The sequence below is a fragment of the Aeromicrobium sp. SORGH_AS_0981 genome, assembly GCF_031453195.1.
In the GTDB taxonomy this organism is placed as follows: domain Bacteria; phylum Actinomycetota; class Actinomycetes; order Propionibacteriales; family Nocardioidaceae; genus Aeromicrobium.
In genome coordinates this window covers 1744353-1758838 of record NZ_JAVIZD010000001.1, presented here as the reverse complement: position 1 = coordinate 1758838, position 14486 = coordinate 1744353, and the positions used below count along the sequence as shown (strand labels likewise).

Annotated in this window: 14 protein-coding genes; 6 read left to right on the top strand and 8 right to left on the bottom strand. The window is 70.8% G+C overall.

What is annotated here, in order from left to right; all coding sequences use genetic code 11:
- Positions 1-37: 37 nt before the first annotated feature.
- The 4 genes from gabT to QE370_RS08985 all read left to right on the top strand — a co-directional run bounded on the left by gabT (position 38) and on the right by QE370_RS08985 (position 4428).
- Entirely contained in the window at positions 38-1375 is a 1338-nt protein-coding gene (gabT, locus tag QE370_RS09000; protein ID WP_309634151.1) for a 4-aminobutyrate--2-oxoglutarate transaminase, read from the top strand.
- Positions 1376-1398: 23 nt separating this feature from the next.
- Positions 1399-2643, top strand: coding sequence for a Glu/Leu/Phe/Val dehydrogenase (locus tag QE370_RS08995; protein ID WP_309634150.1), 1245 nt, complete (start codon positions 1399-1401; stop codon positions 2641-2643).
- A gap of 86 nt (positions 2644-2729) precedes the next feature.
- Positions 2730-4145, top strand: coding sequence for an NAD-dependent succinate-semialdehyde dehydrogenase (locus QE370_RS08990; RefSeq protein WP_309635250.1), 1416 nt, complete (start codon positions 2730-2732; stop codon positions 4143-4145).
- A gap of 40 nt (positions 4146-4185) precedes the next feature.
- Positions 4186-4428 (top strand): hypothetical protein, encoded by a 243-nt coding sequence (locus tag QE370_RS08985; RefSeq protein ID WP_253026056.1) that lies wholly within the window; start codon positions 4186-4188, stop codon positions 4426-4428.
- Positions 4429-4488: 60 nt separating this feature from the next.
- Here the strand turns inward: QE370_RS08985 and QE370_RS08980 are convergent, their stop codons facing one another.
- The 3 genes from QE370_RS08980 to QE370_RS08970 all read right to left on the bottom strand — a co-directional run bounded on the left by QE370_RS08980 (position 4489) and on the right by QE370_RS08970 (position 6011).
- Positions 4489-4692, bottom strand: a complete 204-nt coding sequence (locus QE370_RS08980; RefSeq protein ID WP_067861297.1) for a DUF4177 domain-containing protein — start codon at positions 4690-4692, stop codon at positions 4489-4491.
- A 239-nt stretch (positions 4693-4931) separates the two neighbouring features.
- Entirely contained in the window at positions 4932-5324 is a 393-nt protein-coding gene (locus QE370_RS08975) for a hypothetical protein (protein WP_253026052.1), read from the bottom strand.
- A 153-nt stretch (positions 5325-5477) separates the two neighbouring features.
- Positions 5478-6011 carry an Lrp/AsnC family transcriptional regulator gene (locus tag QE370_RS08970; protein WP_253026050.1) on the bottom strand — a complete coding sequence of 178 codons (534 nt, stop codon included), beginning with the start codon at positions 6009-6011 and terminating at the stop codon, positions 5478-5480.
- Positions 6012-6125: 114 nt separating this feature from the next.
- Between QE370_RS08970 and ald the strand changes: the two genes are divergently transcribed.
- The gene (gene ald, locus QE370_RS08965; RefSeq protein WP_309634149.1) at positions 6126-7241 is read left to right on the top strand and encodes an alanine dehydrogenase; all 1116 of its coding nucleotides are present in this window, start codon (positions 6126-6128) and stop codon (positions 7239-7241) included.
- A gap of 78 nt (positions 7242-7319) precedes the next feature.
- Here ald and QE370_RS08960 read toward each other — a convergent pair whose 3' ends face one another.
- From QE370_RS08960 to QE370_RS08940, 5 genes are all read right to left on the bottom strand, one after another.
- Entirely contained in the window at positions 7320-8090 is a 771-nt protein-coding gene (locus QE370_RS08960) for a glucose 1-dehydrogenase (RefSeq protein ID WP_309634148.1), read from the bottom strand.
- Between the two features lie 49 nt (positions 8091-8139).
- Positions 8140-9552, bottom strand: a complete 1413-nt coding sequence (locus tag QE370_RS08955) for an NAD(P)/FAD-dependent oxidoreductase (protein ID WP_309634147.1) — start codon at positions 9550-9552, stop codon at positions 8140-8142.
- On the bottom strand, positions 9549-11405 hold the full coding sequence (locus tag QE370_RS08950) for a DUF3556 domain-containing protein (protein WP_309634146.1): 1857 nt from the start codon (positions 11403-11405) through the stop codon (positions 9549-9551). Before QE370_RS08950 ends, QE370_RS08955 begins: the two co-directional genes overlap by 4 nt.
- Before the next feature lie 172 nt (positions 11406-11577).
- Complete coding sequence (locus tag QE370_RS08945) at positions 11578-11718, bottom strand: helix-turn-helix domain-containing protein (protein WP_309635249.1); 141 nt, start codon at positions 11716-11718, stop codon at positions 11578-11580.
- Positions 11715-12848 carry a hypothetical protein gene (locus QE370_RS08940; protein WP_309634145.1) on the bottom strand — a complete coding sequence of 378 codons (1134 nt, stop codon included), beginning with the start codon at positions 12846-12848 and terminating at the stop codon, positions 11715-11717. The genes QE370_RS08945 and QE370_RS08940 overlap by 4 nt, the downstream gene beginning before the upstream one ends.
- Before the next feature lie 173 nt (positions 12849-13021).
- On the opposite strand from QE370_RS08940, the gene QE370_RS08935 reads away from it, so the two are divergent.
- The gene (locus QE370_RS08935) at positions 13022-14443 is read left to right on the top strand and encodes an AMP-binding protein (protein WP_309634144.1); all 1422 of its coding nucleotides are present in this window, start codon (positions 13022-13024) and stop codon (positions 14441-14443) included.
- Positions 14444-14486 lie beyond the last annotated feature (43 nt).

The following is a 14486-nucleotide window of genomic DNA, read 5'->3' as shown; positions in this document are numbered from 1 at the left end:
GCCTGGACCCGTCAGGCCGACCGCGAGAGGACCCGCCATGTCCGTGCCCCAGAGACGTCACCTCACCACCCCGCTCCCCGGACCGCGGTCGCGGGAGCTGATGGCCCGCAAGAGCGCGGCCGTCGCGGGCGGCGTAGGCACGACGATGCCGGTCTTCGCGGCCCAGGCCGGCGGGGGCGTCGTCGTCGACGTCGACGGCAACAGCCTCATCGACCTCGGATCGGGCATCGCCGTGACGACGGTCGGCAACAGCGCGCCCCGCGTGGTCGCGGCCGTCCAGGAGCAGGTCGCGGCGTTCACCCACACGTGCTTCATGGTGACGCCCTACGAGGGCTACGTCGCCGTGGCGGAGACCCTCAACCGGCTCACCCCCGGCGACCACGAGAAGCGCTCCGCGCTGTTCAACTCCGGCGCCGAGGCCGTCGAGAACGCGGTGAAGATCGCCCGCGCGCACACCGGCCGCCAGGCGGTGGTCGTCTTCGACCACGCCTACCACGGGCGGACGAACCTGACGATGGCCATGACGGCGAAGTCGATGCCGTACAAGCAGGGCTTCGGGCCGTTCGCCTCCGAGGTGTACCGGGCACCGCTGTCGTACCCCTTCCGCGACGGCGGCCTCGACGGTGCGACCGCCGCGGCACGCGCGCTCGACGTGGTCGAGAAGCAGGTCGGCGCGGTCAACGTGGCCGCGGTCGTCGTCGAGCCCATCCAGGGCGAGGGCGGCTTCATCGAGCCCGCCCCCGGCTTCCTGCCCGCCCTGGCCGGCTGGTGCCGCGAGAACGGCGTCGTCTTCGTGGCCGACGAGGTGCAGACCGGTTTCGCCCGCACGGGCGACCTCTTCGCCTGCGACCGCGAGGGGGTCGTGCCCGACCTCGTCGTGACCGCCAAGGGCATCGCGGGCGGCCTGCCGCTCTCGGCCGTGACCGGCCGCGCCGAGATCATGGACGCACCGCACGCCGGCGGCCTCGGCGGCACGTACGGCGGCAACCCCCTGGCGTGCGCGGCGGCGCTCGCCGCGATCGAGACCGTCGAGCAGGACGGCCTGGTCGAGCGGGCCCGTGCGATGGAGGCGCTCCTGAAGGAGCGCCTGCACTCCCTGCAGGCGCGCGACGCACGGGTGGGCGACGTGCGCGGACGCGGAGCGATGATCGCCGTCGAGCTCGTCCGCCCGGGGACCACCGAGCCCGACCCCGACCTCGCACGCGCGGTGTCGGCGGCGGCGCACGCCGAGGGCGTCATCGTGCTCACCTGCGGCACCTACGGCAACGTGCTTCGCCTCCTGCCGCCGCTCGCGATCGACGACACGCTGCTCGGCGAGGGGCTCGACGTGCTCGAGGCGGCCTTCGCCTCCACGCTGGTGGGCGCGGCCCAGTGACCACCTCGACCCAGGAGCCCCCCGTGACCGGAAACCCGCTCGACGACGCCCGCTCGCAGCTGCGCGAGGCGATCGACCTGCTCGGCCTCGACGAGGGCATGTACGAGCTGCTCGCCGCCCCGCGCCGCGAGATCACGGTGAGCATCCCGCTGCGCCGCGACGACGGCAGCGTCGAGGTCATCACCGGCCACCGCGTGCAGCACAACTACTCCCGCGGCCCCGGCAAGGGCGGCCTGCGGTACGCGCCCGACGTGAACCTCGACGAGGTGCGTGCGCTCGCCATGTGGATGACGTGGAAGTGCGCGCTGCTCGACGTGCCGTACGGCGGCGCGAAGGGCGGCGTGGCCATCGACCCGCGGCACTACTCGGCAGCGGAGCTGGAGCGCGTCACGCGGCGCTACACGTCGGAGATCGCCCCGCTGATCGGTCCGGCGCACGACATCCCGGCCCCCGACGTCGGCACGGACGAGCAGACCATGGCCTGGATGATGGACACCTACTCGGTGAACTTCGGCCACACCGTGCTCGGCGTCGTGACCGGCAAGCCGATCAGCCTGGGCGGGTCGCTCGGGCGAGCGTCGGCCACGTCGCGCGGGGTGGTCATCGTGGCGCTGCAGGCGCTCGCCCACGTCGGCCTCGACCCCCGTGCCGCGACGGCCGCCGTGCAGGGCTTCGGCAAGGTCGGGCGGGGGGCTGCCCGCTTCCTCGCCGACGCCGGCGTGACCGTGCGTGCGGTGAGCGACCAGTACGGCGGCGTGCAGCACGCCGACGGGCTCGACGTCGCCGCGCTCGAGGCGCACGTCGACGCGACGGGGTCCGTCGTCGGGTTCACCGGTGCCGAGCCGATCGAGAACGCCGAGCTGCTGGAGCTCGACGTCGACCTGCTGGTGCCGGCCGCGGTCGAGGGCGTGATCCACGGCGGCAATGCCGAGCGCGTCCGGGCGCGGCTCGTCGTCGAGGGGGCCAACGGCCCGACGACGGCCGAGGCCGACGCGGTGCTCGCCGAGCGCGGCGTCGTGGTCGTGCCCGACATCCTCGCGAACGCGGGTGGCGTGATCGTCTCCTACTTCGAGTGGGTGCAGGCCAACCAGGCGTACTGGTGGACCGAGGAGGAGGTCGAGGGACGCCTCGCCGACCGGATGACCGCGGCCTGGCAGCACGTGCTCGAGCACTCCCGGTCCCTCGACCTGACGCTGCGCGCGGCCGCCACGAGCCTGGCCGTCAAGCGCGTCGCCGACGCCCACCTCCAGAGAGGCCTCTACCCGTGAGCTTCCGTACTGGCCTGCCCGAGCCCGACCTCTCCCAGCCCGACCTGTCCGGCCTCGACCTGCACCTCATCGACCCCGGCAGCGGCGTGCTGGTCGCCGGGCAGTGGCGCACGGGCGGCAACGGCACCTTCGACGTCGTCGACCCGGCCGACCTGACGGTCGTGGCGCAGGTGTCCGACGGCGACCTCGCCGACGCGACGGCCGCGGTCGACGCGGCGGAGGCCGCCCTCGTCACCTGGCGCCGCACGGCGCCGCGCGAGCGGTCGGTCGTGCTGCACCGTGCCTTCGAGCTGATGCACCGCGACGTCGACCGCCTCGCCGCGCTGATCGTCCGTGAGAACGGGAAGTCGCTCGCCGACGCGCGCGACGAGGTCGTGTACGCGGCCGAGTTCTTCCGCTGGTTCGCGGAAGAGGCGGTCCGCCCGCACGGCGACTACGGCTCCTCCCCCGCCGGCGGGACGCGCACGATCGTCACGCACCGCCCGGTCGGCGTGGCTGCGCTCGTGACGCCCTGGAACTTCCCCGCGGCGATGGCCACCCGGAAGATCGCGCCGGCGCTCGCCGCCGGCTGCACCGTCGTGCTCAAGCCGGCGGCCGAGACGCCGCTGACCGCGCTGGCGGTCGCCCGTCTGCTCGCGGAGGCCGGCGTGCCCGACGGCGTCGTCAACGTCGTCCCCACCACCGACGCGGCAGGCGTCGTCGGCCACTGGCTGGCCGACCCGCGCGTCCGCAAGATCTCGTTCACGGGATCCACCCGGGTGGGCTCGATCCTGCTGGGGCAGGCGGCCGAGCGTGTCGTCAACGCCTCGATGGAGCTGGGCGGCAACGCGCCGTTCGTCGTGGCCGACGACGCCGACCTCGAGGCTGCCGTGGCCGGGGCGATGGTCGCCAAGTTCCGCGGCGGCGGGCAGGCCTGCACGGCCGCCAACCGCTTCTACGTGCACGCCGACGTCGTCGACGCGTTCGTCGAGCGCCTCGGCGCCGAGGTCGAGCAGCTGACGGTCGGCCCCGCTCGGTCGGGCGCGGCGGTCGGTCCGCTGATCTCCGCGGCCGCCGTCGAGACGCTCGCCGACGTGGTCGCCGACGCCGTGGTCGCCGGGGCCCGGATCAGCCACCAGGCACCCGTCCCCGACGCACCGGGCCACTTCTTCGCGCCGACCGTGCTGGTCGACGTCCCCGCCGACGCCGCGATCCTCGACCACGAGCTGTTCGGTCCGGTCGCGCCGATCGTCACGTGGCGCACCGACGAGGAGCTGCTCGCCCTCGTGAACGCGAGCGAGATGGGGCTGGCCTCCTACGTCTTCTCCCGCGACCTGCAGCGCGCGATCCGCCTCGGCGAGGCGTTCGACGCCGGCATGGTCGGCGTGAACCGCGGACTCGTCTCCGACCCCTCCGCCCCGTTCGGCGGCGTGAAGCAGAGCGGCCTCGGCCGCGAGGGCGCCCGCGAGGGCCTGGCGGCGTACACCGAGACGCAGTACCTCAGCGTCGACTGGCCGGGCTGACCCGACGATTCACGCCGGCGTGGCGGGGAACGATGCAGGCATGAGCGCACCGCAGACCGTCACCCCACGCCACCTCCGCAACCTCCTCGCCGCGTCGCCGGACTGCTTCCTCGGCCTCGTCGAGGGCGAGGTCAGGGTCGTGGACGGAGGCGACGACGAGGGAGCCCTCGAGATCGTCTCCGCCGCCGACCTGCGCGACCGGGTCGGCGACGACCCGGACGACCACGTGCTGGAGGACGAGGCGGAGTCGCTCACCGTCGCCACCCAGCAGCGCGGCGGGTAGGCGGGTCGGCGGACGTCCGACTGCAGGCCGACGAGTCGGACCGGCGGACCGACGCCGCGATCAGAGCTTCTCGAACACCATCGTCGCCTGGATGCGGTCGCCACCACCGAAACCACCGCTCGCGGCGGAGGCGGTGGTGATCGTGTGCAGGCGGTAGCCCTTCGCGGCCTGCGCGTTGATCGCGTTCTCGAGCTCGGCGAGGTTCCCCGACCTCGAGCTGAGCAGCTTCTCCTTGAGCGTCACCTGCAGGACCACGTAGTTCATCGTCGACACCTCTCGTCGCGGGAGCGCGACGGTCGCGGTCCTCAGCGGATGTCTACCGCCGCCAGGGGTCCGAGCGTGGCCGAACGGACGAAGGTCCGGCGAATCCCGGGGTGCGCGTTTCGGCCCAGTCGATGGGACGGATGGCTGGCGGAGGCCCGGGGTCTACTTCTGGAACCTTCTCCCTCGCGGGACCCGTGGCAACCCTTACCGTCCAGTCGGCCAGCTGAGCATCGACGACTCTACCCTCGTACCGTCGTCACGACGTATCCGAAGCGGTTGGCCACGACGGCCCTTCCCGTCCTACCGCCGACGTTGACGTCGAAGGCATACGTCCCTCGCCAGTCGTACTTCGTGTTCTTGCTGTGACTCGAGCAGCTCCAGTGGAACTCGTAACCCGCTCCTACGCCCCGCTTGTCGTAGGTGCAGTTCACCGGTGTTCTCCTTCCCACGGCGGTCACACCACCGACAGCCACCGCTCTCAGACCGCTCGAGAGCCTGAAGTGGAACTGGACGGGAAGCTTGGAGTTGGCGTAACGGACCTGCGCCGTGAACCTCCCCTGAGAGTCGCTCGCCGTGAACGTCGGTGAGTCGAGCGTCAAGGTCTTGTATCCCCCGACGGCTTCGCTCGCCATGACGGTTGCACCATCGGCTGATTGAACGGACATCGTCGCGCAGCGGTCGTCGCCCGCCCCGACATCCTCTGCGACTTCAAGCACATCGCGCGCAGTCCCATGGTCCAGTGTGATGGCAGACCAAACTCACGTCGACCGACAAGATCCAGGAGCTCAGACGGGACGGACGTCCCACGTCGACGCCGACCCGCGCACGTGCTCGAACACCAGGCTCGTCTCGGTCGACGTGAACTCCCGCGAGGCGCTGAGGTGGTCGATGACGAAGGCGCGCAGGGCGTCCGGCGACGGGAGCGCCACCTGGATGAGGAAGTCGTCGTCGCCGGAGAGGAAGAAGACGTTGAGCACGCCGGGGAGGGCGGCGAGCCGGGGCGCGACCGTCCCGATGTCGGCGCGGGCCGCCGGCTGCAACCGCACGGCGATCATCGCCTGGATCGGCCGGCCGACGGCAGCCGGGTCGAGGTCGGCGTGGAAGCCGCGGACCACCCCGCTCGACACCAGGCGGCGCAGACGCAGCGAGCACGTCGAGGGCGCGATGCCGACCCGCTCGGCGAGCACGTTGTTCGGAACGCGGGCGTCATCGGCGAGCACGTCGAGGAGCCGACGGTCGATGTCGTCGAGCGTGACGGCGCGCGCGCCGGTCGCGCTCGTGCCCGAGCCGTTCGACGGACCGCCCGAGACACCAGCCATGGACGAACGATAGTCGGCACCGGCGCCCCATCTCGACGATCGTGCGGACTTTTCTCCGACCCGGGACAGGAATCCCCAGGATGGTCACCACCAGTCGATCGTCGAAGGAGTGCCATGCGCGTCGGAGTGCCGAAGGAAGTCAAGAACCACGAGTACCGCGTGGCCCTCACGCCCGTGGGCGTCCACGAGCTCGTGGCCCACGGGCACGACGTGCTTGTGCAGAAGGGCGCAGGTCTTGGCTCGTCGATCACCGACGAGGAGTACGAGCGGGCGGGCGCACGCCTCCTCGACCGCGCGGAGGACGTCTGGGGCGAGGCCGAGATGGTGCTCAAGGTCAAGGAGCCCATCGCGTCGGAGTACCCGCTGCTGCGCGACGACCTGACCCTCTTCACCTACCTGCACCTCGCAGCCGACCGTCCCCTCACCGAGGCGCTCGTCGAGGCCGGCACCACCGGCATCGCCTACGAGACCGTCCAGCTGCCGAGCGGCGGCCTCCCGCTGCTGTACCCGATGTCGGAGGTGGCCGGGTGCCTCGCCCCGCAGGTCGGCGCGCACTCGCTGCTCAAGGCGCAGGGCGGACGCGGCGTGCTGCTGGGCGGCGTGGGCGGCGTCGCCAACGCCAAGGTCGTGATCGTCGGCGCGGGCGTCTCCGGCCAGAACGCCGCCAACATCGCGCTCGGCATGGGCGCCGACGTCACCCTCCTCGACACCGACCTCGAGAAGCTGCGCATGTCGTTCTGGCGCTACAACAACCAGGTGCACGGGCTCGCGTCCTCGACGTACGTGCTGGAGGAGCAGGTCCGCCAGGCCGACCTCGTCATCGGCGCGGTCCTGGTCGCCGGTGCGGCCGCCCCGAAGCTGGTCAGCAACGACCTCGTCGCGCAGATGAAGCCGGGGTCGGTGCTCGTCGACATCGCCGTCGACCAGGGCGGCTGCTTCGAGGACACGCGCCCGACCACGCACGACGACCCCACCTTCACGGTGCACGGCTCGACGTTCTACTGCGTCGCGAACATGCCCGGTGCCGTCCCCCACACGTCGACCTACGCGCTCACCAACGCGACGCTGCCGTACACGGTCGCGCTCGCCGACCGGGGCTGGCGCGACGCCCTGCGCGCCGACGCGAGCCTGGCCAAGGGCCTCAACACCCACGCCGGGTCGGTCACCAACGCCCCCGTCGCCGAGGCGCAAGGTCTCACTCCGGCGTCGCTCGCGGACGTCCTGGCCTGACACGTCCCCACGATGCGGAACGTCATCGCCCTTTCTCGTCGTGAGAAAGGGCGATGACGTTCCGCGTCGGGGCGGCGGTCAGAGCAGGGCGGACGTGAAGCCGCCGTCGAGGACGAGGGTCGATCCGTTGCACCAGCTGGAGGCGTCGCTCGCCAGGAACGTCACGGCCGCCGCGACCTCCTCGGCCGTCCCGTACCGCGTCTGCTTGGTGACCATCAGCTCGTCGAACCCGCCCGGCTCGAGCCCGAGCGCGTCCTCGAACGCGCCCTGGTGGCTCGTGACCAGCGCGGTGTCGATGAATCCGGGCTGCACCGCGTTGGCGCGGATCCCGTGGGTTCTCATCTCGGCCGCGACTGTCTTGGTCAGGTTGGTCACCGCGGCCTTCGCCGCCGCGTAGCTCGCGACGAGCGCGGACCCGCGCAGCGACGTGATTGAGGAGATGTTGACGATGGTGCCCCCGCCGCCCTCGACCATGACGGGCAGCGCGTGGCGGATGGTCAGGAACACGCCGTCGAGGTTGACGTCGAGGACCTTGCGCCAGTCCGCGAACGACGTGCCTACGACCGGGACCGTGGTGGCGATGCCAGCGTTCGGGACCACGACGTCGATACGGCCGAACGCGTCCACGGCAGCGGCGACCAGCGCCTCGACCTCCTTTTCCTGCGTCACGTCGGCGCGCACCGCGAGCGCATCGGCCAGGGAGTCGGCGACGCGCTGGGCGGCAGCGAGGTCGATGTCGGAGACCACGACGCGTGCGCCGGCCTCGGCGAGGTGTCGTGCGATGGCCTCGCCGATGCCGGTGCCTGCGCCGGTGACGATCGCAACCTTGTCCTGGAGGGTGATGTGCATGCTGGACTTCCTTCTTCTCGGTGGGTACGTGACGGGGAGGAGAGCTGGATCAGGAGAGGCGACGCAACGCCGAGAGCGCCGCGAGGTGGCCGCCGACGCCGTGGGCGCCCGGGCCCGGCGGCACGGCTGCGGAACAGAGGTACACGCCAGGAGCACCGGTGGCGTAGGGGTCGAGCCGCTTGCGGGGCCCGAGCAGCAGCTGGACGGGCGACTTCAGTCCGGTGACGATGTCGCCGCCCACGAAGTTGGGGTTGTGCCGCTCGATGTCGCGGGGCGATCGGGGCACGACCGCGACAATTCGCTCGCGCGCGCCCGGGGCGAACCGCTCGACCTGGCCCAGGATCGCCGCGGTGGCGTCACCGGTGTACCCGGCGGGCACGTGTGCGTAGCAGTCGACGGGGACCAGGCCGTCGCGTCCGCGGGCGGGGTCGGCGACGTGCTGCTGGCCTAGCAGGACGAAGGGCCGCTCGGGCATCTGGCCCCGGCTCACCAGGCGCTCGGCCAACGCCGTCTCCGCGTAGCTTCCCGATACGTGCACCGTGCCCGCCCGTCGCGCCGGCTGGTACTCCCAGGGCAGGCCGCCCTCGACAGCGAGTGCGAGCTGGAACGCCGCTGGGCCGTGCCGGAAGCGTCGGTAGGCCCGGCGAGTGGCGTCGGGGAGCACGTGCGCGCCGATGCGCGCCGCGGCGGAAGGCGCGGTGTCGAGCATGGTGACGTCGGCTGGCCCTAGGTCGCGGAGGTCGTGCACCGGGGAGTTCAGCTCGACCCGACCACCGAGCGACTCGAAGAGACCGACGGCGGCCTGGACGATCGAGCGCGACCCGCCTTGGGCGACCGGCCACCCGTAGTGGTGTGCGGCGGCACCGAGCGCCGTTCCGATGGCGGACGACAGCGGGGTCGAGAACGACGTGAACCCGTGGGCTGCGAGCCCGGCCCAGAGCGCCCTGCCCTCCTCGGTGCGGAAGAGCCGAGCCGTCACCGCTGCCGGGGCGGGCGCTCGCACACCGAGCCGTGCCAGGTGCAGGGGGTGGCGGGGCACGTGCGCGAGGGGCTGCAGGAACTCCTCGGCGATCGTGTCGAAACGCCGGTCGACCGGGCCCATGAAGGCTCGCCACCGTCGCTCATCGTCACCGAGCGCCTCGGCAGTCTCTCCGACCGACCGCACGGCCGAGGCGCCGCGGCCTCCATCGAGCGGGTGCGCGTACTGCACCTCCGGCCACGCCCAGCGCAGTCCCTGCGACTCGAGGTCGAAGGCGCGGGCGAAGACGGAGTCGGTCGCGAACGGGTGGAATCCTGAGCACTCGTCGTGCAGCAGATCGGGGAGTGTGAGCTCGCCCGACCGGGCGCCACCGCCCGGCGTGGACGCGGCCTCGTAGACGGTGACCTCCACGCGGGCGGCAGCGAGGGTGAGGGCGGCAGCGAGCCCGTTGGGCCCGCTGCCGACCACGACGGCTCGTGTCACGCCGTCGTCCTCTCCCCCGCCGATGGCGATCCCGCGGCCTGGCTGGCGCGCACCGGGTTGCCTTCGCCGTCGGTCTTCGTCCAGGTGACGTTGAGCGGGATCGGGCCGTTCGGCAGCCACGGCTGCTCCTTGACGGCGTCGTGCACGTTCCAGCTGCCGCGCTCGATGATGCCGAGCGCCGCGTCGATCACCATGTACTGCTGTGTCGAGCGGTGGATGGGCTGGGATTCGACCCAGGCCACGACGAACTCGCCGGGCGCGAAGTTGCACCGTCGCTGGATGGCCTCGATGAGTCTCCAGTTGTGGAGGTGCCCATCGCCGAAGTTGAAGCCGATGACGGAGTTGCAGGCGAACTCGCCCTCTCGGACCGTAGCGCGATCGAGGTCGCGCACGTGCTTCTGCAGCACGGAGAACAGACCGCGACCCTGGCTGTGCATCGAGCGCCAGGCGATCGTCTGCTGCATCGTGATCTCCGCAACCGCGGGCGGGTAGCCCATGGCCTCGAGCTGCTGCACCTGGTTGTTCGTCGGTCGGGTGATGAGGTTGAGCTTGTCCTCGCATCCGGGCTGGAAGGCCCAGAGCGCCGATGCCCAGTTGCCGGCGTACTGGCGCATCGACGGCGTGAACGCGACCAGATCGGGACGCAGGTTGCCGAGCACGGGGAAGAAGAGCAGCGCCACGACGGCGGTCACGACGAGCCACGGGCTGCTCGCGTCGGCCACGCCGTAGCCGTCGGCGTTCGGGAAGCCGACGAACAGGAAGACGGCGGCGAAGCCGAAGATCAGGTTCCACTCGAGCGGCACAGCGAGGGGAAACGTCGAGATGATGAAGGCGTGGAAGCAGACCATGATCGCAGCGCCCACGAGGGCGATCGTCGCGTTGGTCGTGAGCAGCAGCGCAAGCGGGACCGCGATCTCCACGAGCGTGCCGCCCACGTGGGCAAGTCCCTTGGCCAGCCCCGACGGGCGAATGTCCTCGGGGAAGTTCCGGTAGTGCGCGCGGCGGATCGCCCGGCCGGGAACACAGGGGCTGTTCGACACCATCGGCGGCACGACGTTGGCGAAGTGCACGCCGAGCTTGGAGGCGCCCGCGCCGATCCACACCGAGACGAGAAGCAGCTTCAGCAGCACGATCATGTCGACGAACGCGTTGCCGTCGGCGCCACCAAGGATGGGCACGAGTGCGAAAGCGACAAGAGCGGGTCCGTACTGCTCGGCGCGCGCGGCGATGAAGATCGTCTTGTCACGCAGGCCGAGGACGATCGTGAGCGCGATCGGGATCAGCATGAGCGTCGGGTCGACCAGGCCGCTCGTGTTCGCTGGCAGCACGGCCGTCAGCGCCGGGACGTCCGTGCCGCGGAGCACCACCGGCACGACGAGGGAGGCAAGCAGCGCCGCGTAGAGAGCGACGTCGAGGACGGTCCTGCGGTCGCCCGCTGTGCCCGGCACCTTGTCGGGCCACGGGGGCATGCGGATCGTGTCGGGTCGCGCCCAGAACAGCACGCCGCCGGTCATCGGCTTGAACTTGCCGGCGATCGGACCCCACGAGCCGGCCACGCCGAGCGTCTCGAGGAACATCGTCCAGAGGATCAGCTTCTGGTAGACGATCGGCTCGTTCCACCAAGCGCCGATGTCCCAGGGTGCCCCAACGCCGGACGTCAGGGTCACGAGCGTGAGTCCGAGGCCGATGTAGAGGAACACCAGCTTCAGCACGTAGGTGGTGGGGATCATCTTCGGCGACCCGAACCCGTACTCGACCCAGTGCAGCGCAAGCGTTTTCACGCGTTCCTGCAAGGGCTTGTCGGTGAACGTCTCGAGGTCGACCGGAGGGAAGTTGCCTGTCGTGAAGCCCATGGCGGTTCCTTCGGACTGTGAGGGTCCGCAGGCGGCTCGAAGGCCTGTCCCGCGGAGCGACGTCACTCGACGCGCCCGACGGACGTTACGTAGGTCACATCAGACCGGACTACGGCGCGGACAGCCGAAACCGAGGAGCGCTTTTGTACGTTTGGTACGAACGACCGACAGATCAGACGAGCACGGCGGAGCCCAGTCGCTCGGCCAGGCCGAGCGCCACCTCGAGCTCGAGTCGGTCGTCACGGATCGCGCGTCCGAGCAGCTTCTCGGCGGTGGCCACGCGGTATCGAATCGAGTTCTTGTGCATCGTCATCGCCTCGGCCGTGGCGGTGTACGAGCTGTTGTGGCGCAGGAACACGTGCAACGTCCTGCGATGCCGCTCGGCCGTCTCGCCCTCGACCGCGAGGCCGCCGAGCACACCCGACGTACGAAGTGGCGAGTCGCTTCGATGTCGGCGGAGAGCAGTGTGGCGAGCGCCGTCCCCGGCTCGTCGTGGCTGAGCACCTGGCGACGTGGACCGTCGCCGAGCAGTGCCACCCGCTGCACTCTCAGCGCCTCTTCGTGCCCGACCCGGAAGCCGTCGAGCCCCTCGTGCACGCTGCTCAACGCGATGGCCGGCGCGGGGGTCTGATCGAAGGACCACGTGGCGAGGTGGGCCGACGCCGTCACGCCCGCAGGCACCTGGATCCACGCCCACGTCGTGTTCTCGTCCTGCCCGACGACAAGAGGTGCCTGCGGCGACCCCAGGTGGCGTGCGAGCATGCGCAGCGCCCGGCCCGAACGCGTCAGCTGATCGGAGGTCGCGGCATCGGAGAGCCACGACACAGCCGCCACGTGGCGGCCGCTCAACCGGTAACCGAGCAGCCGCTCGGCCCCGTCGAGGTCGCGCAGGTCACCCGCGAGCAGGCTCCGGACGCGGGACTCGCGCTCGTTGCGCTGATTGGCCAGCCACGCCTCGCGCTCGTTCTCGTACACCGTTACCACACGCTGAGAGATCCAGTCGATGTACGCAAACACCGTGTCGACGACCACCGCGTACGACCTCGCCAGCTGGACCGGCTCGAGCAGTCGAGAGCCGACCTCAAAGGCCCGCTGCAGGAGAAACTGCTGACCGAGCCGATAGGCCCGCACCAGCGCATTCACCGGAACGCCACGCTGCGCGAGACGTCGCGCATACTCGTACGCGGCCGTAGGTGGCTCGAAACGATCTGGTTCGATGTGGTGCTGCAGTGCGTGCAGGATCGTGTCGACGTTGCCTTCAATGCTCGCGCCGAGCAGCTCCAGCAGCACCGGGTCGCCATCGAGCTCGCTGATCCGGCCAGCCAGCTCGGTCCGCATGCCCCCGACAAGAGCAGCAAGGTCGTCGTTGAGCTCGGCACCGATCACTGCCACGCCGGCGAGGTCGTCGGTGGTCGGACCGGGCCCGTCTTCGGTGAGTGGCACGGGGGAATCGTAGTGGACGCCCGACCCAGACGGGAGGAGATCTTTGTATCCGTAGCACCAAGAGTCCGCGGGCCCTCACTTCTATGGTCGGCAGAGTGAACCCTCTCCCAACCTCTCAGCAGACGTCCACGCACTCGACGGGCGACCTGGCCACCATCCCGTCTTCGCGCTCGATGAGCGACCCGGAGAGCGCGTGCCTGGTCGACGGCGAGCGACGACTCGACAACGCTGACCTCGAGGCGGCCGTCGCGGCCACAGCCGCACACCTGAGCCGGCTCGGTGTGGGCGTCGGCGACGTCGTCGCGGTCATGCTGCCGAACCGGGCCGAGATCGTCACGACGATGTTCGCTGCCTGGCGGCTCGGTGCTGCACTGACCCCCGTCAATCCCGCCTTGACCGATGCCGAGGTCGGCTACCAACTGGAAGACTCCGGGGCCCGGGTGCTCGTCGCGGACGAGCGCGGAGCCCGCTTCGGTGCGACATCCGGAGTTGCGCACCTCCCTGTGGAGGACGTCTGGATGCCCCCGTCGGACGTCACCACACCCAAGCACCACAAGAGCTCCCCCGACGACTTCGCGTTCATCGTCTACACCTCGGGCACCACTGGCCGGCCGAAGGGATGCGTGCTCGACCACGCCAACGTGTCCGCAATGGTCATGTCGATCGTCGCGCACCTGGAGCTCAGCGAGGACGACCGCAGCCTCCTGGTGCTGCCCCTGTTCCACTGCAACGGGCTGATCGTCGGCGTGCTCTCCGCCCTGGCCGCCGGCGGCTCTGTGGTGGTCGCGCCACGCTTCGACGCACCGACGTTCTGGGAGCTTGTCGAGCGCGAACGGCCCACGTACTTCTCGGCCGTGCCGACCATGTACGCGCTCATCGAGGCAGCGACGACCCGCGCCGTCGACACGTCTTCACTGCGGTTCGTGGTCTGCGGCGCCGCGCCCATGCCCGCCGACCTCATCGCCCGCTTCGAGCAGCGCTTCGGCGTGACCCTCGTCGAAGGATACGGACTGTCGGAATGCAGCGTCGCCGCCACGATCAATCCCCTCCACGGCTCACGCAAGGTGGGCACGGTCGGCACGGCCCTCCCGGGGGTCGAGGTCGAGATCGAGTCGGTGGATGGGCGACGCGTTGGCCCGGGTGAACGCGGCGAGGTCGTCATCAAGGGCGACATCGTCATGCGCGGCTACCTCGGTCGTCCCGAAGAGACCGCGAAGGTGCTGAAGGACGGGTGGCTGCACACCGGCGACATCGGCGTGCTCGACGAGGACGGCTACCTCCGACTCGTCGACCGCGTGAAGGACATGATCATCCGCGGCGGCGAGAACATCTACCCCAAGGAGATCGAGGACGTCCTCTATGAGCACCCCGCCGTCCTCGAGGCGGCGGTCACCGGGCAGCCCGACGACGTGCTGGGCGAGGTGCCGGTGGCCCACGTGGCCCTACGCCCAGGCACGTCGACCACCCCCGAGGAGCTCCGTCAGCACTGTCTCGCCTCGCTCGCGCGCTACAAGGTCCCGCGCTCGGTCGTGCTGCACGACTCGCTGCCCAAGAACTCCGTCGGCAAGCTGCTCAAGACCGCCCTCCGCGACTGAGCAGTCCCCGCGCTTCGGAACACCATCACCCCCGTCCCCGCCC

Coding starts and splice junctions, on each gene's coding strand:
- QE370_RS08985 (WP_253026056.1), top strand. CDS start 4,186: ATGAGCGCACCGCAGACCGTCACCCCACGCCACCTCCGCAACCTCCTC.
- gabT (WP_309634151.1), top strand. CDS start 38: ATGTCCGTGCCCCAGAGACGTCACCTCACCACCCCGCTCCCCGGACCG.
- QE370_RS08980 (WP_067861297.1), bottom strand. CDS start 4,692: ATGAACTACGTGGTCCTGCAGGTGACGCTCAAGGAGAAGCTGCTCAGC.
- QE370_RS08935 (WP_309634144.1), top strand. CDS start 13,022: ATGAGCGACCCGGAGAGCGCGTGCCTGGTCGACGGCGAGCGACGACTC.
- QE370_RS08945 (WP_309635249.1), bottom strand. CDS start 11,718: ATGACGATGCACAAGAACTCGATTCGATACCGCGTGGCCACCGCCGAG.
- QE370_RS08970 (WP_253026050.1), bottom strand. CDS start 6,011: ATGGCTGGTGTCTCGGGCGGTCCGTCGAACGGCTCGGGCACGAGCGCG.
- QE370_RS08960 (WP_309634148.1), bottom strand. CDS start 8,090: ATGCACATCACCCTCCAGGACAAGGTTGCGATCGTCACCGGCGCAGGC.
- QE370_RS08950 (WP_309634146.1), bottom strand. CDS start 11,405: ATGGGCTTCACGACAGGCAACTTCCCTCCGGTCGACCTCGAGACGTTC.
- ald (WP_309634149.1), top strand. CDS start 6,126: ATGCGCGTCGGAGTGCCGAAGGAAGTCAAGAACCACGAGTACCGCGTG.
- QE370_RS08975 (WP_253026052.1), bottom strand. CDS start 5,324: ATGGCGAGCGAAGCCGTCGGGGGATACAAGACCTTGACGCTCGACTCA.